Origin of the sequence: Streptomyces doebereineriae, assembly GCF_031845645.1 — a bacterium.
Lineage (GTDB): Bacteria > Actinomycetota > Actinomycetes > Streptomycetales > Streptomycetaceae > Streptomyces > Streptomyces canus.
Genome location: NZ_JAVREZ010000009.1, coordinates 305330 through 328505, shown reverse-complemented (window position 1 = coordinate 328505; position 23176 = coordinate 305330). Strand labels below are relative to the sequence as shown.

The following is a 23176-nucleotide window of genomic DNA, read 5'->3' as shown; positions in this document are numbered from 1 at the left end:
GCCTGCCCGTGGCGTTTACCTTTGAAGAACGGCACGGCGACCGTCGGCCGGGCGGAGGAGGAGTTTCGTGGAAGCGGTGATCGCGATCGTGGCCCTGCTCTTCGTGCTCTTCGTGGCGCTCGGCGTGTACGCGACAGTGAAGGCCGTCGGCGCCGCCAAGCGCGGTGTGGACCGCACCATCAGTCAGGCCCGGCGCACGGTCGAGGACCACACCCTGCGCGCCAAGTCCTTCGCCCAGCTCGGCCCGGCGGGCGAACTGGCCCAGCTGCGGCTGAAGCTGCGCACCTCGATGCGGGCCACCCAGGACGCGCTGCACGCGGGCGTGGCCGAGGACGAATCCCTCAAGGAGTCCCTCGGCCTCTTCCAGCGGCTCAGCGCCCACGGTCACGAACTGGACGGCGAACTCAAGCGCCTGGAGTCCGAGCCCGACCGTGCGACGCTCGCGGAGCGCCTGCCCGGACTGCGGGAGCGCACCGAGCGCATCACACAGTCGGCGGACTCCCTGCGCTGGGCGGCACGCGACCGCGCCCGCCGTTTCGCCGACGATGACCTGGACACGCTGAGTGCGCAGATCGACGTCGAGTCCGGCGCCCTGCGGCACTGGACGAAGACCGAGCCCGCCGCGACACCGCCCCCGTGGCCCGAGACCCCCACCGTCGGCGGCAGCACCGAGCAGCAGACCTGGCCCGAGACGCCAAGCTCCCGCACCGCCGAGGAGCCGGCGCGGCCCGCGATCACCCCGCCGGGCCCTCGTCCCACCTACCCCTGGCAGAAGAAACCCCGTCCTGAGAGCACGACTTGATCGGGACACGGCGGCCCTGGGTGACAGGGGCCGGGCTGCCACCCGGGCGCTACGGCAGGTAACCTCCAGCTCATGTCCCGCCATGTCGCGATCGTCACGGATTCAACGGCCTACCTGCCGCAGGGGACGATGGAGCGGCACGGCATCACAGCGGTACCCCTGACCGTGGTCCTCGGCGACCGCGCGCTCGAAGAGGGCACCGAGATCTCCACCCGGTCACTGGCCCAGGCGCTCCAGAAGCGACGCCCCGTCACCACCTCGCGGCCCAGCCCCCAGGTGTTCGCGGAGCACTACCGCAAGGTCGCCGAGTCCGGCGCCACCGGCATCGTGTCGCTGCATCTGTCCGCCGAGCTCTCCGGCACCTACGACGCGGCGGTCATGGCGGCGCGTGAGGCGCCCGTGCCGGTGCGCGTGGTCGACACCGGCATGATCGCCATGGCTCTCGGGTTCTGCGCGCTCGCGGCTGCCGAGGCCGCGGAGACGGGCGGCACGGTCGACGAAGCGGTCATGGCGGCGGAGAAGCGGGCCGCGGGCACGTCCGCCTACTTCTACGTCGACACCCTCGACTATCTGCGCCGTGGCGGCCGGATCGGCGCCGCGCAGGCGCTCCTCGGTTCCGCGCTCGCCGTCAAGCCGCTGCTGAAACTGGTCGGCGGGCGGATCGAGCCCCTGGAAAAGGTGCGGACGGCGTCGAAGGCCATCGCCCGCCTGGAGGAGATCGCGGCCGACCGGGCCGGCAGCGCGCCGGTCGACATCGCGGTCCATCATCTGTCCGCCCCCGACCGGGCGGCGGCCCTCGCGGACCGTCTGCGGGCGCGGGTGACGGGACTTGCCGACCTGCATGTGAGCGAGGTCGGGGCGGTGATCGGGGCGCACACGGGACCCGGGTTGCTGGGGGTCGTGGTCTCGCCCCGGTGACGGAGCCACGCCGGGTGCCTGAATCACTCGTTCGGGTGGTGGAGTTTTCCACAACCAGTGGGTAATCCCCGGGAATTGACCAAGATCATCGCGAGAGTGCGGATGTGGCCGATCCTCGGCGCATGGCACTTCGATCACGCTCACGTACAGCGACGGCGACCAGCGGGCCGGGCCGCGGCCCTCGTTCCGACGGGCGCTCACGGCACCGCCGACCGCCCGGCACCCGAGGCCGGGTCCGGCATCGGCATGCCGCCTCGGCGGACGAACTCCAGCGGCGGGCGGAGGTGCTCTTCGCCGAACGGGCCGCGGAGCGGCGGGACTCGGGGAAGGGGCCGCCGCCGGGTGGGCCGGGCGTAAGCGACGAGGTGGCGGGGAGCGAACCGGAGCGTCTGGAGGCTCTCGGTGCCGGTGCCGGTGCCGGTGCCGGTGCTGGTGCCGGTGCCGTCGACGTCGCCGAGGCCGGTTCGCGCGCCGATGCGGTCGGGTTCGTGGAGAGGGCTCGGTGGGAGGCGGATGCTGCCGAAGAGAGCCGGCGGGACGGTGGTTCCGCGGCGGGGGGCCGGCGGGACGCAGGTTCTCGGGAGGGGATTTGGCGGGACGCCGATACCAGGGCTGGGACCTGGCAAGACACCGATTCCAGGAGCGGGAGCGGGAGCGGGTACGGGTACGGGTACGGGGACTGGCGGGAGCGGGCCGGGTCGGCTCTGCGGGAGCGGATGCCGGTGTGGCTGCAGGCGCGGTGCGGGCTGGAGCGGCGGAACGTGGTCGCCCTTTCGGTGCTGCTCGTCGTGGCCGCGGTGTTCGCCGTGCAGCACTTCTGGACGGGCCGCACGCAGTCCGTCCAGGCTCCCGAAGTGGTGCGCGCGGCGGCCCCGTTCGGGGAGAGCGGGGCGAGCAGCGCGGGTGGACGGCGAGGGGTGGCCGGGCCGGCCGACTCGGGCGGGATCCCGAACACGGCCGGACCGGCCGGGGCCGAGATCGTCGTGGATGTCGGTGGCAAGGTCCGTGAGCCCGGCATCCAGCGGCTGCCGGCCGGCTCGAGGGTCGCCGACGCGTTGAAGGCGGCCGGTGGAGTGCGGCCGGGCACGAACACCGACACGCTCAACCGAGCGCGGTTCCTCGTGGACGGCGAGCAGGTGATCGTCGGCGGCCCGGCCGCACCCGCCCCCGCGCCCGGCATGGGCGGCCCCGTCTCCGGCGGCCCGGCCGGCCCGGCGGCTCCCGTCTCCTTGAACACCGCCACCGTGGACCAGCTCGACACCCTGCCCGGCGTCGGCCCTGTGCTGGCCCAGCACATCGTCGACTACCGCACCCGGCACGGCGGCTTCCGCTCGGTGGACGAACTGCGCGAGGTCAACGGCATCGGCGATCGCCGCTTCGCCGATCTGCGGAATCTCGTACGGCCATGAGGCACGGCTCCAGGATGCGGCGAGACCATGAGAGCGAGGCGCCAGTGCGGGCCGCTGTGCACGCTGCCTCGGGGAAACGGCTGGGGGACGCCCACCCCCGGCAGGAAGGCCCTACGGATCTGCGGCTGGTACCGGCGGCGCTCGCGGCCTGGGGCACGGCCGCTGTGACCCTGGATGCCTCGTCGGGGTGGGTCACGGGGCTGGTGGCCGGGTCCCTGGTGCTCGCCTGCGTGTTGTTGTGGGGACGGTGGCGCGGAGTGCGGGGCCCGGGAAGGGGCGGCCGGGTGCCGGTCGCCGCTGTGCTGCTCTGTGTCGCCGCGGCCGCCGTATCCGCCGGGCTGCACGGGGCCGATCTGCGACGGGGGCCGGTGCCCGTGCTGGCCCGGCAGTACGCCACCGTGACCGCCGAGGTCGAGCTGACCTCCGACCCCCGACTGACCCGGCCCCGGATCACGGGGGACCACACGGCCCCGACCGCCGTCGTCATCAGCGCCGACGTCCGGCGGGTGGAGACGGCGCACGGCCGGGCGGTGGTGACGCGGGCGCCGGTGCTGTTGATCGTCGACGCGCGTGCGGGGGCCGACTCGGGTGCGCGGGGGGCACGTAGTGCGCCGTCCGCCGTGGAAGGTCCGGCTCGGTCGCCCTGGCTCGGCTTGTTGCCGTCCACGCGGGTGCGGGTCACCGCCCGTGCCGCGCCGGCGTTGGCCGGGAGTGACCGGGTCGCGGCCGTACTGCGGGTGCGGGACCGGGGAGGGCCCGAGGTGGTGGCGGAGGCGTCGGGGACGCAGCGGTTCGCGGGGCGGTTGCGGGGAGGGCTTCGGGAAGCCACCGACGGGTTGCCGGCGGATGCCCGGGCGTTGTTGCCGGGGCTGGTCGTCGGGGACACCTCGCGGATCACGCCCGAGTTGGACGAGGCATTCAAGGAGACCGACCTCGCGCACACGCTCGCCGTCTCCGGCAGCAATCTCACGATCCTGCTCGCCCTGCTCATCGGGCCACCCGGACTCGCCCAACTCGTCGAGCGACGGGGGCTGGCGCCGCGCCTAGGGGTGTCGCTGCGGACGACCGCGTTGCTCGGCGGAGGGCTCACGCTGGGCTTCGTCGTCGTGTGCCGGCCGGACCCGAGCGTGCTGCGGGCCGCGGCCTGCGGGACCGTCGCGTTGCTCGCTCTCGCGACCGGACGCCGCAGATCACTGATCCCGGCGCTGGCGACAGCCGTACTGCTGCTGGTGCTGTACGACCCGTGGCTGGCCCGCAGTTACGGCTTTCTGCTCTCCGTGCTGGCCACCGGCGCCCTGCTCACACTCGCGCCGCGCTGGAGCCTGGCGTTGCGTCGGCGCCGGGTGCCGCCGCGATCGGCGGAGGCGTTGGCCGCCGCGGCCGCCGCGCAGGCCCTGTGCGCGCCCGTGGTCGCCGTGCTGTCGGCGCGGGTGAGCCTGGTGGCCGTGCCATGCAATCTGCTCGTGGAGTTCGCGGTCGCCCCGGCCACGGTGCTCGGCTTCGCGGCGCTGGCGACGGCACCCGGGGCGATGCCGGTGGCCAAGGGGCTGGCCTGGTGCGCGAGTTGGCCTGCCGGGTGGATCGCGGACGTCGCCCGGGCCGGGGCGTCGCTGCCCGGCGGGGGAGTGGACTGGCCGGGCAGCTGGACAGGGGCGGGGCTGCTCGCTCTCGTCACCGGGCTCCTGCTGCTCGTCGGGCGACGGCTGCTGAGGCATCCCTGGTGGTGTGCCGTCTGCGCCCTGGCGTTCGTGCTGGCAGTCGTGCAGCCGCCACCCCTGACCCGGGTGATCACGGGCTGGCCACCGCCGGGCTGGCGGCTGGCGATGTGCGACGTGGGCCAGGGCGACGCGATGGTGCTGGCGGCGGGCGAGGGCGCGGGAGTGGTCGTGGACGCCGGACCCGATCCGAGGCTCGTCGACGACTGTCTGCGCACGCTCGGCATCACCAAGGTGCCGCTCGTGGTGCTGACCCATTTCCACGCCGACCATGTCGCGGGGCTGGCCGGAGTGCTGCGGGGGCGGTCGGTGGGGGCGATCGAGACGACGGGGTTCGAGGAACCGCTGGACCAGGCCGAGGCCGTACGGCGGGAGGCGGCCGCCCGGCGCATTCCGGTGACGCGTGCCGTGGCCGGGGAGGAGCGGTGTACGGGAGCGCTGGCCTGGGAGGTGCTGTGGCCGCCGGCGGGCCCGGCGGCGGTGGCGGCGACGGACGGGCCGAACGACGCCAGTGTCACGATGCTCGTACGGTCGGCCGGGCTGCGCTTCCTCCTCCTCGGGGACCTCGAACCCCCGGCCCAGCAGGAGCTGTTGAGATCACCGGCGGGTGCGCGGCTGGCCGGGGTGGATGTCCTCAAGGTCGCTCACCACGGTTCGGCCTACCAGGACCCGGAGCTGATACGCCGGGCCGCCCCGCGGCTGGCGCTCATCTCCGTCGGTGCCGACAACTCTTACGGCCATCCGGCTCCCAGCACGGTCGCCGCGCTGCGGGCCGGGGGCGCTGTGGTGCTGCGGACGGACCGGGACGGGGCGCTGGCGGTCGCCGGGGCGGGCGGCGGAAGCGGAGACGGAGGAGGTGCGGGGCGCGGCGCCGGTGGCGGTGAAGGCGGTGGCGCGGGCGGTGGGGAGCTGTGGGTGGCGCGAGACTGGAGGCATGAATCCCACACAGGTTGACGCGTATCTCCGCCGACTGGGAGTCCAGCACCCGGCGTGGCCCACCGTGGAGGTCCTGCGCGAGCTGCATCTGCGCCATCTGCAGACCGTGCCCTTCGAGAACCTGTCGATCCACCTCGGCGAGGAGATCGTGCTGGAGGAGGAGCGGCTGGTGGAGAAGGTGGTGGGCGCCCGGAGGGGAGGGTTCTGCTACGAACTGAACGGGGCGTTCGGGGCGTTGCTGGCCGCGCTCGGCTTCGACGTCGCGTTGCTCGCCGGCCGGGTGTACGGGGACGAGGGGCGACTCGGGATCCCCTACGACCATCTCGCGCTGCGGGTGCGGACGGTGGACGGGGGCGAGTGGCTGGCCGACGTCGGGTTCGGGGCGCACAGCCACTACCCGCTGGCGTTCGGGGCGCGGGGTGAGCAGGAGGATCCCGGCGGTACCTTCCGGATCGTCGAGGCGGGGCCGGATGCCGCCGGGGTGCGGAGCGGGGACGGTGCGGCGAAGAAAGGAGGCAGTGACGCCGCGGATCTGGATGTACTCATGGGCGGCAGGAGCCAGTACCGGCTGGAGGTGCGGCCCCGGGCGCTCGGTGATTTCGTGGCCGGTGCCTGGTGGCACAGCACCTCGTCGGCCTCGCACTTCACCCGGTCACTGGTGTGTTCGAGGGTGACGGAGGACGGCGGGCGGATCACTCTCAGCGGTCGTACCTTCAAGGTGACGGCGGCCGACGGGGCGCGGGAGGAACGGGAGTTGGAGACGGACGAGGAGGTGCTGGGGGCGTACCGGGAGAGGTTCGGCATCGAGCTCGACCGAGTGCCGACTGCGCGTCACCCCGACGGGAACGGCTGAGCGCAGGTCGTGTCGAAGGGGTGAGCGGTCGGGCACGGGGGCCGAGCTGGAAAATGGTGCCGTGAGCGATGTGAGACATGTGCTGGTGCTGCCAGATCGGGATGCCGCGGAGGAGGTCGTCGAGGCGCTCTCGGAGCGGTTCGGGGTGGACGAGGAGCCGCAGGTCGTTCGGGACGCTCTGGCGGGGGAGGACGATGCGGAGGACGCGCAGTGGCTTGTGGTGCTGCGGGATGCGGCGGGGCGGTTGGACGCCGGGGAGCTGAACGAGTTCGTGGGGGAGTGGGACGGGTGGCGGGAAGAGCCGTGATGCGCCGGCTCAGGGGTGCTTGAGGCGGGTTTCGCTCGCCGGCGCTTGGCCCCCACCGGCCCGCAGCCACGGCGCTGTCAGTGCCCCGTGCCATGCTGTACGCGATGGCCAAGAAGACTGCTCATGACGACCCTCTCGCCCCTGTGACCCTTGCCGTGGGCCAGGAGGAGCTCCTGCTCGACCGGGCTGTGCGGGAGGTGGTCGCCGCTGCTCGGGCCGCCGACGCGGATACGGATGTGCGGGATCTGAATCCGGAGCAGTTGCAGCCGGGGACGCTTGCCGAGTTGACCAGTCCGTCGTTGTTCGCGGAGCGCAAGGTCGTGGTCGTGCGCAATGCGCAGGATCTCTCCGCCGACACCGTCAAGGATGTGAAGGCGTATCTCGGGGCGCCCGCCGAGGAGATCACCCTCGTGCTGCTGCACGCGGGGGGAGCCAAGGGTAAGACACTGCTCGACGCCGCGCGGAAGGCGGGGGCCCGAGAGGTCCTCTGTCCGAAGATGACCAAGCCGGCGGACCGGCTGGCCTTCGTGCGGCAGGAGTTCCGGGGGACGGGGCGGTCCGCCACACCCGAGGCATGCCAGGCGCTGGTCGATGCGATCGGGAGTGATCTGCGGGAGCTGGCGTCCGCCGTGTCCCAGCTGGTCGCGGATGTCGAGGGGACGATCGACGAGGCCGTCGTGGGACGGTACTACACGGGGCGGGCCGAGGCTTCCAGTTTCACCGTTGCCGACCGGGCCGTGGAGGGGCGGGCCGCGGAGGCGTTGGAGGCGTTGCGGTGGTCGTTGTCGACCGGGGTTGCGCCGGTCCTGATCACCAGTGCGCTGGCCCAGGGCGTGCGGGCGATCGGGAAGTTGTCGTCGGCACGGGGCGGGCGGCCCGCTGATCTCGCGCGTGAGCTGGGGATGCCGCCCTGGAAGATCGATCGGGTGCGGCAGCAGATGCGGGGGTGGACGCCGGACGGGGTCGCCGTCGCGCTGCGGGCCGTGGCTGAGGCGGACGCGGGGGTGAAGGGCGGGGGGGACGATCCCGGGTACGCCCTGGAGAAGGCGGTAGTGGCGATTGCTCGGGCGGCGCGGTCTCGGGGGCGCGGTTAGCGTACGGCGTGCCTGTGCCTGTGCCTGTGCCTGTGCCTGTGCCCGTGCCTGTGCCTGTGCGGGAGCCGTAGGGCCATCGGGGGTGCTTCGCATTGCCGTAGTGCGTCTGCCGCGTGCGCTGTGGTCGGCCGCGCAGTTCCCCGCGCCCCTTCGGGCGCGACCCCTCACGCCATGCCCCACCTGGCTCCCCCCAGCGCTCGGGAGGAGAATCGTCGTGTCAGCCGAACATCGCCGGACAACGGAGAGGTGGCGGTCGTCATGGCTGAGCATCCGCACGCAGTGCTCGTTCGCAAGGGGTTCGAGGCGTTCATGCGGGGGGATCTGGACACCCTGCGGGAGTTGATCGCGAAGGACGCCACGCATCACGTGCCCGGTAGTCACCCGCTCTCGGGGGACTTCAAGGGGCAGGACGCGATCATCGACATGTATCAGAGGCTCGGGCAGGAGACCGGCGGTTCGATGCGTCTGGAGATGCTCGGGATCGCCGTGGACGGGCGTGGTCACGCCGTCGGGATGTGCCGGTTCACGGCCGAGCGGAAGGGCCGTCGCCTGGACGACACCGGGTGCATCGTCTTCCGGATCGTCGGGGACAAGGTCACCGACCTCGACGAGTGCGTCGAGGACATCGACAAGAGCAATGAGTTCTGGGCGGACTGAGCCCCCCGGCAGACAGGAATCCAGGCACGTCATGACGAAGGCCCCGGTCACCCTGCCCTGGGGAGGGCACGGCACCGGGGCCTTCGGTTCAAGCTGTCGGAGTCACGCCCGCGTGGCGAACGCAGGCCGCGCGTGACTCCTGGGGGCCGGTCGGGAGCGGATGAGAGAGGGCCCGCTCTGGGTCCTTCCGGCGGTTCGGTCCCGTAGGAACAGGACCGGTCAGATCAGAAAGAGTCAGCCTTAGACGCCGGCGACCTTCGAAGCAAGCGCCGACTTCTTGTTGGCGGCCTGGTTCTTGTGGATGACGCCCTTGGCGACGGCCTTGTCGAGCGCACGCGCAGCAGCGCGCTGGTACTCGGTGGCCTTCTCGGCGTCACCCGCGGCAGCGGCCTCACGGGCCTTGCGGATCGCGGTCTTCAGGGAGGACTTGACGGCCTTGTTGCGCAGCCGGGCCTTCTCGTTGGTCTTGATCCGCTTGATCTGGGACTTGATGTTCGCCACGAATGAGCCTCTACAGGTTCAGGCACGGGGCCAGGAGGATTTCCACGAAGGAAAACCCAGGGTCCCGTACCAGGTGATTTCTCGGAGTTGTGCCTCGCGCTGAGAGGGCATGAGGACACAGCCACTCAGAGTACCAGCGGCTCCGCGAGTGGCCCAAACCGGTCGCCGGTCCCCGCCCGTGGGACCATGGAGGCTACGTATCGATCCGACCCGAGACCGCAGACACTGCGGACGCCTCAAGAATCAGGACCCTGCGTGCCCGCGATCCCCAGCCACGTGCCCGAGCCGAGCCGTACCGACCCGGCTCAGATCCGCAACTTCTGCATCATCGCGCACATCGACCACGGCAAGTCCACGCTCGCCGACCGGATGCTCCAGCTGACCGGCGTGGTCGACCAGCGCCAGATGCGTGCTCAGTATCTCGACCGCATGGACATCGAGCGTGAGCGCGGAATCACGATCAAGTCGCAGGCGGTGCGTCTGCCGTGGGCCCCGACCCACGACAAGACCGACACGCACATCCTCAACATGATCGACACCCCGGGGCACGTCGACTTCACCTACGAGGTCTCGCGGTCGCTCGCCGCCTGTGAGGGCACCGTCCTCCTCGTCGACGCCGCCCAGGGCATCGAGGCCCAGACCCTCGCCAACCTCTACCTGGCGATGGAGAACGACCTCAAGATCATCCCCGTACTGAACAAGATCGACCTGCCGGCCGCCCAGCCGGAGAAGTTCTCCGAGGAGCTCGCCAACCTCATCGGCTGCGATCCCGAGGACGTGCTCAAGGTCTCCGCCAAGACCGGGCTCGGCGTCGAGGCGCTGCTGGACAAGGTGGTGGCGGAGGTTCCCGCCCCGGTCGGCGTCCAGGACGCTCCGGCCCGCGCGATGATCTTCGACTCGGTCTACGACTCCTACCGGGGCGTGGTGACGTACGTACGAGTCATCGACGGACAGCTCAACAAGCGCGAGCGCATCCGGATGATGTCCACGAACGCCACGCACGAACTGCTGGAGATCGGGACCAACTCGCCGGAGATGCTCTCCGCCGACGGTCTCGGCGTCGGCGAGGTGGGCTACATCATCACCGGCGTGAAGGATGTCCGCCAGTCCAAGGTCGGTGACACGATCACCACCCTGAACAAGGGGGCGACCGAGGCGCTCGGCGGCTACAAGGACCCCAAGCCGATGGTCTTCTCGGGTCTGTATCCGCTGGACGGCTCCGACTACCCCGAGCTGCGCGACGCCCTCGACAAGCTCCAGCTCAACGACGCCGCCCTCGTCTACGAGCCGGAGACCTCCGCCGCCCTCGGCTTCGGCTTCCGCGTCGGCTTCCTCGGCCTGCTGCACCTCGACGTGATCCGGGAGCGGCTGGAGCGCGAGTTCGGCCTCGACCTGATCGCCACGGCCCCGAACGTGGTCTACCGCGTCCTCATGGAGGACGGCACCGAGCACACCGTCACCAACCCGAGCGAGTTCCCGGAGGGGAAGATCAGTGAGGTGTACGAGCCCGTCGTACGCGCCACGATCCTCGCCCCGTCCGAGTTCATCGGCTCGATCATGGAGCTGTGCCAGACCCGGCGCGGCACCCTGCTCGGCATGGACTACCTGTCCGAGGACCGGGTCGAGATCCGCTACACGCTTCCCCTCGCGGAGATCGTCTTCGACTTCTTCGACCAGCTGAAGTCGAAGACGCGCGGTTACGCGTCGCTGGACTACGAGCCCACCGGCGAGCTGGCCTCCAGCCTGGTCAAGGTCGACATCCTGCTGCACGGCGACAAGGTGGACGCGTTCTCGGCGATCACGCACAAGGACGCGGCCTACGCCTACGGGGTGCGGCTCGTCGCCAAGCTGCGCGAGCTGATCCCGCGGCAGGCCTTCGAGGTGCCCATCCAGGCCGCCATCGGCTCCCGGGTCATCGCCCGCGAGACCATCCGCGCCATCCGCAAGGACGTCCTCGCCAAGTGCTACGGCGGTGACATCTCCCGTAAGCGGAAGCTCCTTGAGAAGCAGAAGGAAGGCAAGAAGCGGATGAAGATGGTGGGTTCCGTGGAGGTTCCGCAGGAGGCCTTCATCGCCGTGCTCTCCAGCGATGACAGCGCGGGGTCGGGCAAGGGCAAGAAGTAACCGCGGGTTACAGCCGGTTACCCGTCGAATCGGATGGAAAGGGGTCCGTCGTGCGAAAGTGCGGTGGACCCCTACGCGTGCGTAGGGTCGCGCTCTGTAGGAAGTGACAGGCCGCCGCCCCTTACGAACGGGTCGGCCGCGCTTTACTCTGATCCCTGCTCGATAGTTACTCGCGAGTTAAACAACAGCCGCAACCTGAGCCAGCCGCATTGTCGCGGGCCCGGAGGATGTCGTGAGCGACACACAGACACTGATCGAGAACCGTCCGCCGAGTGTGGCGACCGTCTTCCTGGAGCGCGTTGCGGCCACGCCGGACGCCGAGGCGTACCGGTACCCGGTACCGGCGGCCTCCGGGCAGGGCCCGGACGACTGGAAGTCGCTCAGCTGGGCGCAGGCCGCGGAGCGGGTGTACGCCATCGCGGCCGGACTGATCGAACTGGGAGTGCAGCCGGAGCAGCGGGTCGCCCTCGCCTCCTCGACCCGGATCGACTGGATCCTCGCGGACCTCGGCATCATGTGTGCCGGCGCCGCCACGACCACGGTCTACCCGCAGACCAACGCCGACGAGTCGGCGTTCATCCTCTCCGACTCCGAGAGCCGGGTGCTGATCGCGGAGGACGCGGCCCAGCTCGCCAAGGCGGTCGAGAAGCGCGGCGAACTGCCCGCCCTCACCCATGTCGTGGTGATCGACCCGGCCGGTGTCGAGACCGCCGACTGGATCCTGACCCTCTCCGAGCTGGAGGCCCGTGGTGCCGCCCGCCTCGAGAAGGACCCCGAGCTGATCAAGGAGCGGGTCGGCGCGATCACCAAGGACCAGCTCGCGACGCTGATCTACACCTCCGGCACCACCGGCCGTCCCAAGGGCGTACGGCTGCCGCACGACAACTGGGCCTACATGGCGAAGGCGACCGCCGCGACCGGCCTGATCAGCAGCGAGGACGTGCAGTACCTGTGGCTGCCGCTCGCCCACGTCTTCGGCAAGGTGCTCACCTCCGGGCAGATCGAGGTCGGTCACGTCACCGCCGTCGACGGCCGCGTCGACAAGATCATCGAGAATCTGCCGGTCGTGCAGCCGACGTACATGGCGGCCGTCCCGCGCATCTTCGAGAAGGTCTACAACGGGGTCGCCGCGAAGGCCCGTGCGGGCGGCGGCGCCAAGTACAAGATCTTCCAGTGGGCCGCCGAGGTCGGCCGCGCCTACGCCAAGGAGAGCCAGGACAACTTCCGGCGCACCGGCACGGCGTCCGTCCCGTTCTCGCTCGGCGCCAAGCACAAGGTCGCCGACGCGCTGGTCTTCTCGAAGATCCGCGAGGCGTTCGGCGGGAACCTGCGGGCGTGTGTCTCCGGGTCCGCCGCGCTCGCACCCGAGATCGGGTACTTCTTCGCCGGCGCCGGCATCCACATCCTCGAGGGCTACGGCCTCACGGAGTCCTCGGCCGCCTCCTTCGTGAACCCGGGCGAGGCCTACCGCACCGGTACGGTCGGCAAGCCGCTGCCCGGCACGGAGGTCCGTATCGCGGACGACGGGGAGATCCTGCTGCGGGGCCCGGGGATCATGGAGGGGTACCACGGGCTGCCCGAGAAGACCGCCGAGGTTCTCGAGGCCGACGGGTGGTTCCACACCGGGGACATCGGTGAGCTGTCGCCCGACGGGTATCTGCGGATCACCGACCGCAAGAAGGACCTCATCAAGACGTCCGGCGGCAAGTACATCGCGCCCGCCGAGGTCGAGGGGCAGTTCAAGGCGGTGTGCCCGTACGTGTCCAACATCCTGGTGCACGGGGCGGACCGGAACTTCTGCACGGCGCTCATCGCGCTGGACGAGGTGTCCATCCTGGAGTGGGCCAAGGAGAACGGGCTCGAAGGGAAGTCGTACGCGGAGGTCGTCGCCGCGCCCGTCACCGTCTCCATGGTCGAGGGCTATGTGAAGCAGCTCAACGAGGGGCTTCAGCGGTGGCAGACGATCAAGAAGTTCCGGTTGCTGCCGCGGGATCTGGACGTGGAGCACGGTGAGATCACGCCGAGTCTCAAGCTGAAGCGGCCTGTGGTGGAGCGGGAGTACAAGCACCTCATCGACGAGATGTACGCGGGGTCTCGGGAGGCGTAGCGCGTAAGCGGGAGGGTGGTGGGGGCTGCTTGGCGGCCGCGGGTTCGTCGTGGCTGGTCGCGCAGTTCCCCGCGCCCCTAAAATCGCCCCAGAAGCTGACGTAGTTCTCTCACCTGGGTGCGCTGGGGATCGGCCAACTCGGTCTCCAGCGCGGCCAGTTGCTTGTTCACCTCCTCGTAGTCAGCCCGTTGTCGCGCCAGCAGACTCTCCAACTGCTGCTTCTTCCTGTGCAGTTCCAGGAAGACGCTCACCTTCGCCCTCAGCACCCAGGGGTCGAACGGCTTGGTCAGATAGTCCGCGGCGCCTGTCGCGTAGCCGCGGAAGGCGTAGCCGGAGTCGTCCTCCGCGCCCGTGAGGAAGATGATCGGGACGTCCTTCGTCTGGTCCAGGCGTTTGATGTGCGCCGCCGTCTCGAAGCCGTCCATGCCCGGCATGCGGACGTCCAGGAGGACCAGGGCGAACTGGCGGCGGAGCAGGGCCTTCATCGCCTCCTCGCCCGAACGGGCGCGGAACAGTGGTTCGTTGAGAGATCCCAGGACGGCCTCCAGTGCGATCAGGTTGTCCTCCATGTCGTCGACCAGGAGGATGCCCGCGCTCTCGTCGGTCCTTGCCTCGGCGCTGCTCATGTGACTGCCTCATTCAGTCGTCGGTGGGCGGGACCACCGCTTCCTCGACGTCGGTCCGCTCCTCCGCCTGAGCGCCCTCGGGGTCCAGGAGTGCCCAGACGACGGTCAGCAGCTGGTCGACGTCCACCGGCTTGGGTACGTAGTCGTTGGCGCCGCGCGCGATCGATTTCTCGCGGTCTCCGGGCATCGCCTTCGCGGTGAGCGCGACGATGGGCAGACCGGACCAGCGCGAGGTGCGGCGGATGGCGGCGATGGTCTCGTAGCCGTCCATCTCCGGCATCATGATGTCCATCAGGACGAGTTCCACATCCGGGTTGCGCTCCAGGGTCTCGATGCCCTCGCGGCCGTTCTCCGCGTACAGGACCGGCATGCCGACCCGGCCCAGCACATGGGTGAGGGCGAAGACGTTGCGGATGTCGTCGTCGACGATCAGCACCCGCCGTCCCGACAGCACCTGCCCTGCCCGGCCCGCCGTCCACGCCTCCAGCTTGGTGGGGGCCGGCCATGAGTCCTCGGCGTCGTGGGCGGTCGGGTAGGGCTCGGTGGACAGGTCCTCCGGGGCCGGCAGGAGACGGTCCTCGGTGGTCGGGCCGGTCGCCGAGTGGCCGGGGCTGACGACGGGGACGTAGAGCGTGAAGGTGGAGCCCTTGCCGGGTTCGCTCTCCGCGACGATACGGCCGCCCAGCAGTCCCGCGATCTCCCGGCTGATGGACAGACCGAGCCCCGTGCCGCCGTACTTGCGGTTGGTCGTGCCGTCGGCCTGCTGGAACGCCTCGAAGATCACCGGGAGTTTCTCCCGCGCGATGCCGATGCCGGTGTCGGAGACCGCGAAGGCGACCACGTCGTCGCTGTCGCGGACGTGCTCGTGCTCGGGGTCCTTGATGCGGTTCACGCGCAGCTCGACCCGGCCGCCGGCGGTGAACTTGATCGCGTTGGAGAGCAGGTTGCGCAGAATCTGCTGGAGGCGCTGCTCGTCCGAGTACATCTCGCGCGGTACGTCCTCGCCCACCGCCACCTCGAAGGCGAGCCCCCGGTCCAGGGTGAGCGGGCGGAAGGTCGCGTGGACGTAGTCGAGCAGTTTGATGAGCGGCAGCTTCTTCGGGCGTACGTCCATCCGGCCGGCCTCGATCTTCGACAGGTCCAGGATGTCGTTGATCAGTTGGAGCAGGTCCGAGCCCGACCGGTGGATCGTCGTCGCGAACTGCACCTCCTGGTCGGAGAGATGGCCGTCGGGGTTGTCGGAGAGGAGCCTCGCCAGGATCAGCAGGGAGTTCAGCGGCGTGCGCAGTTCGTGCGACATGTTCGCCAGGAACTCCGACTTGTACTGCGACGAGGTGGCCAACAAGGCGGCCTTCTCCTCCAGCTCCGCGTTCGAGCGCTGCAACTCCGCCTGTTGCTTCTGGAGTTCGTCCGAGCGCTCCTGGAGCTGCATCGCCAGGCGCTGGGACTCGCCCAGCAGGGACTCGGTGCGGGAGTTGGCGATGATGGTGTTGATGGCGACGCCGATGGTGTTCACGAACTGGTCGAAGAAGGCCAGGTGGACATCGGAGAAGCGGGAGAAGGACGCCAGCTCGATCACGCCGAGGAGCTTGTCCTCGAAGAGGATCGGGATGATCACGACGCTGCTCGGGGCCGCCTCGCCGAGCCCGCTGTTGATCTTGATGTAGTCCGGCGGGGCCTCCTCCACCAGGATGCGCTTCTTCTCGCGGGCCGCCTGGCGCACCAGGCCGTGGACCGGCATGCCGCCGGTGTCGACGGTCGCGCCCTGCGCCGAGCCGTAGCCCGCGATGAACGCGAGTCCCTTTGCGGGAACGGTGGTGCGCAGAGCGGCGCCGTCCTCGTCCGGGTCGGCCAGGAAGAACGCCCCGTACTGGGCGTTCACCAGCGGGGTGAGCTCGCGCAGGATCAGGTCGGCGACCTCCATCAGGTCCCGGTGGCCCTGCATCAGGGCGGCCAGGCGAGCGAGGTTCGACTCCAGCCAGTCCTTGGCCCGGGTCGTCTCGCGGAGGTTGGCCACCATCAGGTTGATGTTGTCCTTGAGCTCGGTGACCTCGCCCTGGGTCTCCACGGTGATGGCACGGGACATGTCGCCCTGGGCCACCGCGGAGGCGACCTCGGCGATCGCCCGGACCTGGGTGGTCAGGTTGGACGCCAGCTCGTTGACGTTCGTCGTCAGCCGCTTCCAGGTGCCGTACACGCCCTCGACCCGTGCCTGGCCGCCGAGTTGGCCTTCGGAGCCCACCTCGCGGGCCACGCGGGTGACCTCGGAGGAGAAGGAGGAGAGCGTGTCGACCATGGTGTTGATGGCGGTCTTCAGCTCCAGGATCTCGCCGCGCGCGTCCACGTCGATCTTCTTGGAGAGGTCGCCGTTGGCCACCGCGGTCGTCACCTGGGCGATGTTCCGCACCTGCGAGGTCAGGTTGTCGGCCATGTAGTTGACGTTGTCGGTCAGATCCCGCCAGACCCCGGAGACACCCAGCACCTGGGCCCGCCCGCCGAGCCGGCCGTCGGTGCCGACCTCGCGGGCCACGCGGGTGACCTCGTCGGCGAAGGCCCGCAGCTGCTCCACCATCGTGTTGACGGTGTCCTTCAGTTCGAGGATCTCGCCGCGGGCGTCGACCGTGATCTTCTTCGACAGGTCGCCGTTGGCCACGGCCGTGGTGACCTGGGCGATGTTCCGCACCTGCGACGTCAGGTTCAGGGCCATGAAGTTGACGTTGTCCGTCAGGTCCTTCCAGACACCCGACACGCCCCGTACCTGCGCCTGACCGCCCAGGTTTCCCTCGGTGCCGACCTCGCGGGCCACGCGGGTGACCTCGTCGGCGAAGGCCGACAGCTGGTCCACCATCGTGTTGATGGTCGACTTCAGCTCGAGGATCTCGCCCTTCGCCTCGACCGTGATCTTCTTGCCGAGGTCGCCCTGGGCCACCGCCGTCGACACCAGCGCGATGTTGCGGACCTGCGAGGTCAGGTTGTCCGCCATGAAGTTGACGTTGTCGGTGAGGTCCTTCCAGACGCCACTGACACCCCGTACCTGAGCCCGCCCACCGAGATTGCCCTCGGTGCCGACCTCGCGCGCGACCCTCGTCACCTCGTCCGCGAAGGCGGAGAGCTGGTCGACCATCGTGTTGATGGTGGACTTGAGCTCCAGGATCTCGCCCTGCGCGTCGACGGTGATCTTCTGGGACAGGTCGCCGTTGGCCACCGCCGTGGTGACCTGGGCGATGTTGCGCACCTGCGACGTCAGGTTCGACGCCATGAAGTTGACGTTGTCCGTGAGGTCCTTCCAGACCCCGGACACCCCGCGTACCTGGGCGCGGCCGCCCAGCTGCCCCTCGGTGCCGACCTCGCGGGCCACCCGGGTGACCTCGTCGGCGAAGGCCGACAGCTGGTCGACCATCGTGTTCACGGTCAGCTTCAGTTCGAGCAGCTCGCCCGTCGCCTCGACCGTGACCGTACGGGTCAGGTCGCCGCGGGCCACCGCCGTGGTCACCAGGGCGATGTCCCGGACCTGGGCGGTCAGCCGGGACGCCATGGTGTTGACCGCCTCGGTCACGTCCCGCCAACTGCCCGACAGGCCCGTCACCTTGGCCCGCCCGCCGAGCCGCCCCTCCGTGCCGACCTCGCGGGCCACCCGGGTCACCTCGCCGGTGAACAGGGAGAGCTGGTCGACCATCTTGTTCACGGCCCGGCCGAGACGTCGTAGATCACCGCGCAACTGCCGGTTGCCGTCGTGCAGATCGACCCGCTGGGTCAGATCGCCGCCGGCCACCGCGTCCAGGACCCGGGTCGCGTTGGCGGCCGGGGCCACCAGGGCGTCGAGCAGCTGGTTCACGTCGTTCACCCGGGACGCCCATGATCCCTGACCGGGGCTGGGGGAGAGCCGCTCGTCGAGCCGGCCGTGCCGCACCAGCTCCCGCTTCACCCGGTTGACCTCGCCGGTGAAGTGGACGTTGCGGTCCACCAGCTGGTTGAAGACGGCCGTCAGTTCGGCCACGATCCCGTCCCCGGACTCCGGCATCCGGCGGAAGTCGCCGTCCCGGGCCGCGGTCATCGCGGCGAGCAGAGGGCGCAGATCCGATGCTCGCATCCGGTCGGCGTTCTGTCCGTCTTCGAGCACAGGCGTACCACTGTTCTCACTCATGGCGGCCCACTTCGGTAACTCGGCGCTTATGGGCGTGGCCAGTCTGTCACTCTGTCCGCATCGACTGAGGTGTATTCGTCCGAACTGGTTCGGGAGACGGACATGGGGGCCATTCCTGCGCAACGGGAGTCCGTTGCCCGTGCGTCCGGCGTGCCGACGCGCGACGGTGACGCGCTCCCGCCCGCCCGGGCGCACGCCCACGCCACCTTCTCCGGCGGTCCGCTCGCGGCGGGCTCGGCGCGGGCCCTGTTACGGGCCGCGTTCACCGAATGGGCCGAACTCGCCCTGCCCGGCACCGAGTTCCTCACCGACCGGCAGACCGACGACGCCGTGGTCGTGGTCAGCGAGCTCGTCACCAACGCCGTCATCCACGCGGGCACCGACGTCGAGCTCGACTGCCGCCTGGAGGCGCACACCGGTGCCCTCGTCGTCGAGGTCCTCGACCACCATCCCTCGCGTGCCCCTCGCGACGGTGACCCCGAACCGTCGTACGGCACACCGGAGTACGGGCGCGGGCTGCGCCTGGTCGCCGCGCTCGCCGAGACCTGGGGCATCACCTACCGCACGGGCGCCAAGACCGTGTGGGCGCAGCTGCCGGCCGGAGGGAAGGAGGCCCTCGACGGGATCCAGGCGTACGCCGGGGACCGCGCACGTGACCGGGCGCTGCGGGTCGCCGGGATACTCGCCCCGGAGCCGCCTCCGTCCCGGGCCCCGGTCTCGCCCGAGCCCGTCCCTCGCGGTGGGCAGGACCGGGACTGGCTGAACCGCGGTGCACTGTCCTTCCTCGCCGAGGCCTCCGACCTGCTCGCCGGCCAGCTCGACGAGAACCTGGTGGCCGCCCTCGCCGGCCAGCTGATCGTGCCGCGGCTGGCCGACTGGTGCGCGGTGTGGCTGGAGGACGAGGTCGCCGGGCGCTGGGGGTCCCCTCGCCCGGGTGAGGCCGAGAGCGGGACCGGCTGGAGCGAGGGCGGTGTGTCCGGGCCCCGGCTGGCCCGGGTCTGGCACTGCTCAGAGACCCGGATCGAGGATCTGCGGCAGGCGCTGGAGAAGGAGCCGCCGGGCACCTCGGGGCCGGACCATCCCGGGCCCGTCCCGTTCCCCTGGCCCGGCCAGGCACTGGGCCCGCACGGCACGCACGGCTCCGCGCTCGCCTACCGCCTCACGGCCGGCGGCCGCCCGCTGGGCACCCTGGTCATCGGACGGGCCGGGCTGGTCTCCTTCCCCGACGAGATCACCGGGCTCGTCGAGGATCTCAGCCGCCGGGTGGCGCTCGCCATCGGCGCGGCCCGCCAGTACGCACGCCAGGCCACCATCAGCGCGGTGCTCCAGCGCGGTCTGCTCCCCGGCGCGGTCGCCGAGATCCCCGGGGTGCGCAGCGCCCTGGTGTACGAGCCGTGCGACAAGGGCGGGCCCAGCGGCGACTTCTACGATCTCTTCCCGGCCGGCGACGGCCGCTGGTGCTTCGCCGTCGGTGACGTTCAGGGCAAGGGCCCCGAGGCCGCCGTGGTCATCGGTCTCGCCCGGCCCTGGCTCCGGCTGCTGGCCCGCGAGGGCTACCGCGTCGCCGATGTCCTCGACCGCCTCAACCAGCTGCTCCTCGACGACGCGACGGAGGCCGCGGACGCGGCGGCGCGGGCCCTGGCCTCCGCGGGCGGCCGCCCCATGAACCCCGGCGACGGCCCCCAGACCCGTTTCCTGTCCCTCCTCTACGGCGAGCTCGCGCCCTTCGACGGCGGAGTGCGCTGCACCCTCGCCTCCGCCGGACATCCGCTGCCGCTGCTGCTCGGATCGGATGGCGAGGTCCGCACCACCGCGCGGCCGCAGACCCTGCTCGGGGTCGTCGAGGACGAGACGTACACCAGTGAGACCTTCGAGCTGCGGCCCGGTGACAGCCTGCTGTGTGTCACCGACGGGGTGACCGAGCGGCGCAGCGGCTCCCGGCAGTTCGACGACGAGGACGGCCTCGCGGACGCGCTGGCCGGCTGCGCGGGGCTGGACGCCGAGCTGATCGCGGAGCGGATCAAGCGGCTGGTCCACGAGTTCGGGGCGCGGCCGCCGGAGGACGATCTGGCGTTGCTGGTGCTGCAGGCGGAGTAGGTGTCCGCCGGGGTGCGGGACAATGGAGGACATGCCTTCCGCACTCCCCGACGGCGAACCCGTCCCCGACGACGGTTCACTCCCCGCGTCCGCGCTCACCGGGTCCGCCGACCGCCCTCTCGGCTTCTATCTGCACGTCCCGTACTGCGCGACGCGCTGCGGCTACTGCGACTTCAACACCTACACCGCGACCGAGCTGCGCGGTTCGGGCGGGGTGCTGGCCTCCCGCGACAACTACGCGGAGACGCTGATCGACGAGATCCGCCTGGCGCGGAAGGTCCTCGGCGACGACCCGCGCCCGGTCCGCACGGTGTTCGTCGGCGGCGGTACGCCCACGCTGCTGGCCGCCGGGGACCTCGTACGGATGCTGGGGGCGATCCGTGACGAGTTCGGGCTGGCCGCGGACGCGGAGGTGACGACCGAAGCGAACCCGGAGTCGGTGGACCCGGCGTATCTGGCCGAGCTGCGGGCGGGCGGCTTCAACCGGGTGTCCTTCGGGATGCAGAGCGCGCGGCAGCATGTGCTGAAGGTGCTGGACCGTACGCACACCCCTGGGCGGCCGGAGGCGTGCGTGGCGGAGGCGCGGGCGGCGGGGTTCTCGCATGTCAACCTGGATCTGATCTACGGCACGCCCGGGGAGTCGGACGACGACTGGCGGGCGTCCCTGGAGGCGGCGATCGGGGCCGGACCGGATCATGTGTCGGCGTACGCGCTGATCGTCGAGGAGGGCACCCAGCTGGCTCGTCGCATCCGTCGGGGCGAGGTGCCGATGACGGACGACGACGTGCACGCGGATCGGTATCTGATCGCGGACTCGGTGCTGGCGGAGGCCGGGTTCGACTGGTACGAGGTGTCGAACTGGGCCACGTCCGAGGCGGGCCGGTGCCTGCACAACGAGCTGTACTGGCGGGGCGCGGACTGGTGGGGGGCCGGGCCCGGGGCCCACTCGCACGTGGGCGGGGTTCGTTGGTGGAACGTGAAGCATCCCGGGGCCTACGCGGCGGCGCTGGCCTCCGGGAAGTCTCCGGGAGCAGGGCGTGAGCTGCTGTCGGACGAGGACCGGCGGGTCGAGCGGATTCTGCTGGAGCTGAGGCTGCGGGAGGGTGCGCCACTGTCGCTGCTGCGCGAGGAGGGCCTGGCAGCTTCTCGGCGTGCGCTGGGGGAGGGCCTGCTCGAGGAGGCGCCCTACGGGGAGGGCCGGGCTGTACTGACGCTCCGGGGGCGGCTGCTGGCGGACGCGGTGGTGCGGGATCTGGTGGACTGAGCGAACCGGCGGGGCAGGTTCTTTAAGGATGTCCTAGGGCGCCGTGACGAAGTCGATCAGTTCCTCCACCCGGCCCAGCAGCTCCGGCTCCAGGTCCTTGTAGGACCCCACCCGCTTCAGGATCGCCTGCCACACCGCGCCCGTGTTCTCCGACGGCCAGCCCAGGGCTTTGCACACGCCCGTCTTCCAGTCCTGGCCGTGCGGTACCCGGGGCCACGCCTCGATGCCCAGGGAGGACGGCTTCACCGCCTCCCAGATGTCGATGTACGGATGGCCGACGACCAGGGCGTGTTCGCTCGTCACCTCCTGTGCGATGCGCCACTCCTTCGTGCCGGGGAGCAGGTGGTCGACCAGGACGCCGAGGCGGGCGTCCGGGCCCGGCGCGAACTCGGCCACGATCGACGGGAGGTCGTCCACGCCCTCCAGGTACTCCACGACCACGCCCTCGATGCGCAGGTCGTCGCCCCAGACCTTCTCCACCAGCTCCGCGTCGTGGCGGCCCTCGACGTAGATACGGCCCGCGCGGGCCACGCGTGCGCGGGCGCCGGGGACGGCCACCGAGCCGGACGCGGTACGGGTGGGTCGTACAGCAGCGCCCGAAGCGCCCGACGGCTTCACCAGCGTCACCACCCGGCCCTCCAGGAGGAAACCGCGCGGCTCCAGCGGGAACACCCGGTGCTTGCCGAAGCGGTCCTCCAGCGTCACCGTGCCCGCCTCGCAGCGGATCACCGCTCCGCAGAAGCCCGTCCCCGGCTCCTCGACCACCAGGCCGGGCTCGGCGGGGACCTCCGGCACCGCCTTGGGCTTCTTCCACGGAGGGGTCAGGTCGGCGGAGTACTGGCGCATTCGGATGACGATAGGAGAAGCGGCTCGGGAGTCATCACGACACGCCGAAGCGGGCCGCGAGCGCGTCCCGCTGCGCCCGGACGAACGCCGCGTCCACCACCGCTCCGTGACCGGGCACGTACAGCGCGTCCTCGCCGCCCAGGTCCAGCAGCCGGTCCAGCGCGGCGGACCAGTGCGACGGTACGGCGTCCGGGCCGGCCTGCGGTTCGCCCGACTCCTCGACCAGGTCGCCGCAGAAGACGACCTCCGGGGAGCCGGGGACGAGGACGGCGAGGTCGTGGGCCGTGTGGCCGGGGCCGACGTTCGCCAGCAGCGCCTGGCGGCCGCCGCCGAGGTCGAGCGTCCACTCGCCGGAGACGTGGTGCCGGGGCGAGACGAGGGCGTCCACCGCCTCGTCGGCCACCTCCGGGGCCAGTCCGTTGCGCAGCGCGTCCGCCCGCAGCTCCGCGCGGCCCAGCCGTCCCCTCAGCACCGTCTCCACGCCCACCGCGCCGAACACCTCCGCGCCAGCGAACGCCGCCGCCCCGAAGACATGATCGAAGTGGGGGTGGGTGAGCGCGAGATGGGTCACACGTTGGCCGGCGAGTTCCTCGGCCTGTGCGCGCAGGCGGGCGCCCTCCGCGAGGCCGGAGCCGGAATCGATCAGCAGGGCCGTCCCCTCGCCGATCACCAGGCCCGCCGTGCAGTCCCAGCCGGGCAGCCGGCACCGCCCCACCCCGGTCGCGACCCGCTCCCACCCCAGCTCTTCCCAAGTCACCGTCATACCGCGACGCTAG

Annotated in this window: 18 protein-coding genes; 12 read left to right on the top strand and 6 right to left on the bottom strand. The window is 70.9% G+C overall.

Annotated features, from left to right (window positions below):
- Positions 1–67: 67 nt before the first annotated feature.
- Both RNB18_RS26685 and RNB18_RS26680 read left to right on the top strand, forming a co-directional pair.
- Positions 68–802 (top strand): hypothetical protein, encoded by a 735-nt coding sequence (locus RNB18_RS26685; protein WP_311716647.1) that lies wholly within the window; start codon positions 68–70, stop codon positions 800–802.
- A 72-nt stretch (positions 803–874) separates the two neighbouring features.
- On the top strand, positions 875–1720 hold the full coding sequence (locus RNB18_RS26680) for a DegV family protein (protein ID WP_311716646.1): 846 nt from the start codon (positions 875–877) through the stop codon (positions 1718–1720).
- A gap of 197 nt (positions 1721–1917) precedes the next feature.
- On the opposite strand, the gene RNB18_RS54115 is transcribed toward RNB18_RS26680, so the two are convergent.
- Entirely contained in the window at positions 1918–2346 is a 429-nt protein-coding gene (locus tag RNB18_RS54115; protein WP_449657640.1) for a hypothetical protein, read from the bottom strand.
- Here RNB18_RS54115 and RNB18_RS54110 point away from each other — a divergent pair.
- The 6 genes from RNB18_RS54110 to RNB18_RS26650 all read left to right on the top strand — a co-directional run bounded on the left by RNB18_RS54110 (position 2308) and on the right by RNB18_RS26650 (position 8691).
- Entirely contained in the window at positions 2308–3129 is an 822-nt protein-coding gene (locus RNB18_RS54110) for a helix-hairpin-helix domain-containing protein (protein ID WP_449657639.1), read from the top strand. The genes RNB18_RS54115 and RNB18_RS54110 overlap by 39 nt on opposite strands.
- A gap of 14 nt (positions 3130–3143) precedes the next feature.
- Positions 3144–5798, top strand: coding sequence for a ComEC/Rec2 family competence protein (locus tag RNB18_RS26670; protein WP_311716644.1), 2655 nt, complete (start codon positions 3144–3146; stop codon positions 5796–5798).
- On the top strand, positions 5779–6633 hold the full coding sequence (locus RNB18_RS26665) for an arylamine N-acetyltransferase family protein (RefSeq protein ID WP_311716643.1): 855 nt from the start codon (positions 5779–5781) through the stop codon (positions 6631–6633). Before RNB18_RS26670 ends, RNB18_RS26665 begins: the two co-directional genes overlap by 20 nt.
- A gap of 61 nt (positions 6634–6694) precedes the next feature.
- Positions 6695–6940: a hypothetical protein gene (locus tag RNB18_RS26660; protein ID WP_311716642.1), complete on the top strand. Its 246-nt coding sequence runs from the start codon at positions 6695–6697 to the stop codon at positions 6938–6940.
- Positions 6941–7044: 104 nt separating this feature from the next.
- Positions 7045–8034 (top strand): DNA polymerase III subunit delta, encoded by a 990-nt coding sequence (holA, locus tag RNB18_RS26655; RefSeq protein WP_311716641.1) that lies wholly within the window; start codon positions 7045–7047, stop codon positions 8032–8034.
- 258 nt (positions 8035–8292) lie between these two features.
- Positions 8293–8691, top strand: coding sequence for a nuclear transport factor 2 family protein (locus RNB18_RS26650; protein ID WP_057616045.1), 399 nt, complete (start codon positions 8293–8295; stop codon positions 8689–8691).
- A gap of 240 nt (positions 8692–8931) precedes the next feature.
- Here RNB18_RS26650 and rpsT read toward each other — a convergent pair whose 3' ends face one another.
- Positions 8932–9192 (bottom strand): 30S ribosomal protein S20, encoded by a 261-nt coding sequence (rpsT, locus tag RNB18_RS26645; protein ID WP_266382658.1) that lies wholly within the window; start codon positions 9190–9192, stop codon positions 8932–8934.
- A gap of 255 nt (positions 9193–9447) precedes the next feature.
- On the opposite strand from rpsT, the gene lepA reads away from it, so the two are divergent.
- Together lepA and RNB18_RS26635 are read left to right on the top strand one after the other, a co-directional pair.
- Positions 9448–11316: a translation elongation factor 4 gene (gene lepA / locus RNB18_RS26640; RefSeq protein WP_057615863.1), complete on the top strand. Its 1869-nt coding sequence runs from the start codon at positions 9448–9450 to the stop codon at positions 11314–11316.
- Between the two features lie 232 nt (positions 11317–11548).
- A complete protein-coding gene (locus RNB18_RS26635) occupies positions 11549–13423 on the top strand; it encodes an AMP-dependent synthetase/ligase (protein WP_311716640.1) in 1875 nt (624 codons plus the stop codon).
- 77 nt (positions 13424–13500) lie between these two features.
- Here RNB18_RS26635 and RNB18_RS26630 read toward each other — a convergent pair whose 3' ends face one another.
- Both RNB18_RS26630 and RNB18_RS26625 read right to left on the bottom strand, forming a co-directional pair.
- Positions 13501–14049: a response regulator gene (locus RNB18_RS26630; protein ID WP_059205384.1), complete on the bottom strand. Its 549-nt coding sequence runs from the start codon at positions 14047–14049 to the stop codon at positions 13501–13503.
- A gap of 13 nt (positions 14050–14062) precedes the next feature.
- Positions 14063–18193, bottom strand: a complete 4131-nt coding sequence (locus RNB18_RS26625) for a HAMP domain-containing protein (protein ID WP_311716639.1) — start codon at positions 18191–18193, stop codon at positions 14063–14065.
- A gap of 102 nt (positions 18194–18295) precedes the next feature.
- On the opposite strand from RNB18_RS26625, the gene RNB18_RS26620 reads away from it, so the two are divergent.
- Together RNB18_RS26620 and hemW are read left to right on the top strand one after the other, a co-directional pair.
- A complete protein-coding gene (locus RNB18_RS26620; protein WP_311716638.1) occupies positions 18296–20290 on the top strand; it encodes a SpoIIE family protein phosphatase in 1995 nt (664 codons plus the stop codon).
- Between the two features lie 31 nt (positions 20291–20321).
- Positions 20322–21554, top strand: coding sequence for a radical SAM family heme chaperone HemW (gene hemW, locus RNB18_RS26615; RefSeq protein ID WP_311716637.1), 1233 nt, complete (start codon positions 20322–20324; stop codon positions 21552–21554).
- 33 nt (positions 21555–21587) lie between these two features.
- On the opposite strand, the gene RNB18_RS26610 is transcribed toward hemW, so the two are convergent.
- Positions 21588–22400, bottom strand: a complete 813-nt coding sequence (locus RNB18_RS26610; protein WP_311716636.1) for a DUF3097 domain-containing protein — start codon at positions 22398–22400, stop codon at positions 21588–21590.
- 34 nt (positions 22401–22434) lie between these two features.
- A complete protein-coding gene (locus RNB18_RS26605; RefSeq protein WP_311716635.1) occupies positions 22435–23163 on the bottom strand; it encodes an MBL fold metallo-hydrolase in 729 nt (242 codons plus the stop codon).
- Between the last annotated feature and the right edge of the window lie 13 nt (positions 23164–23176).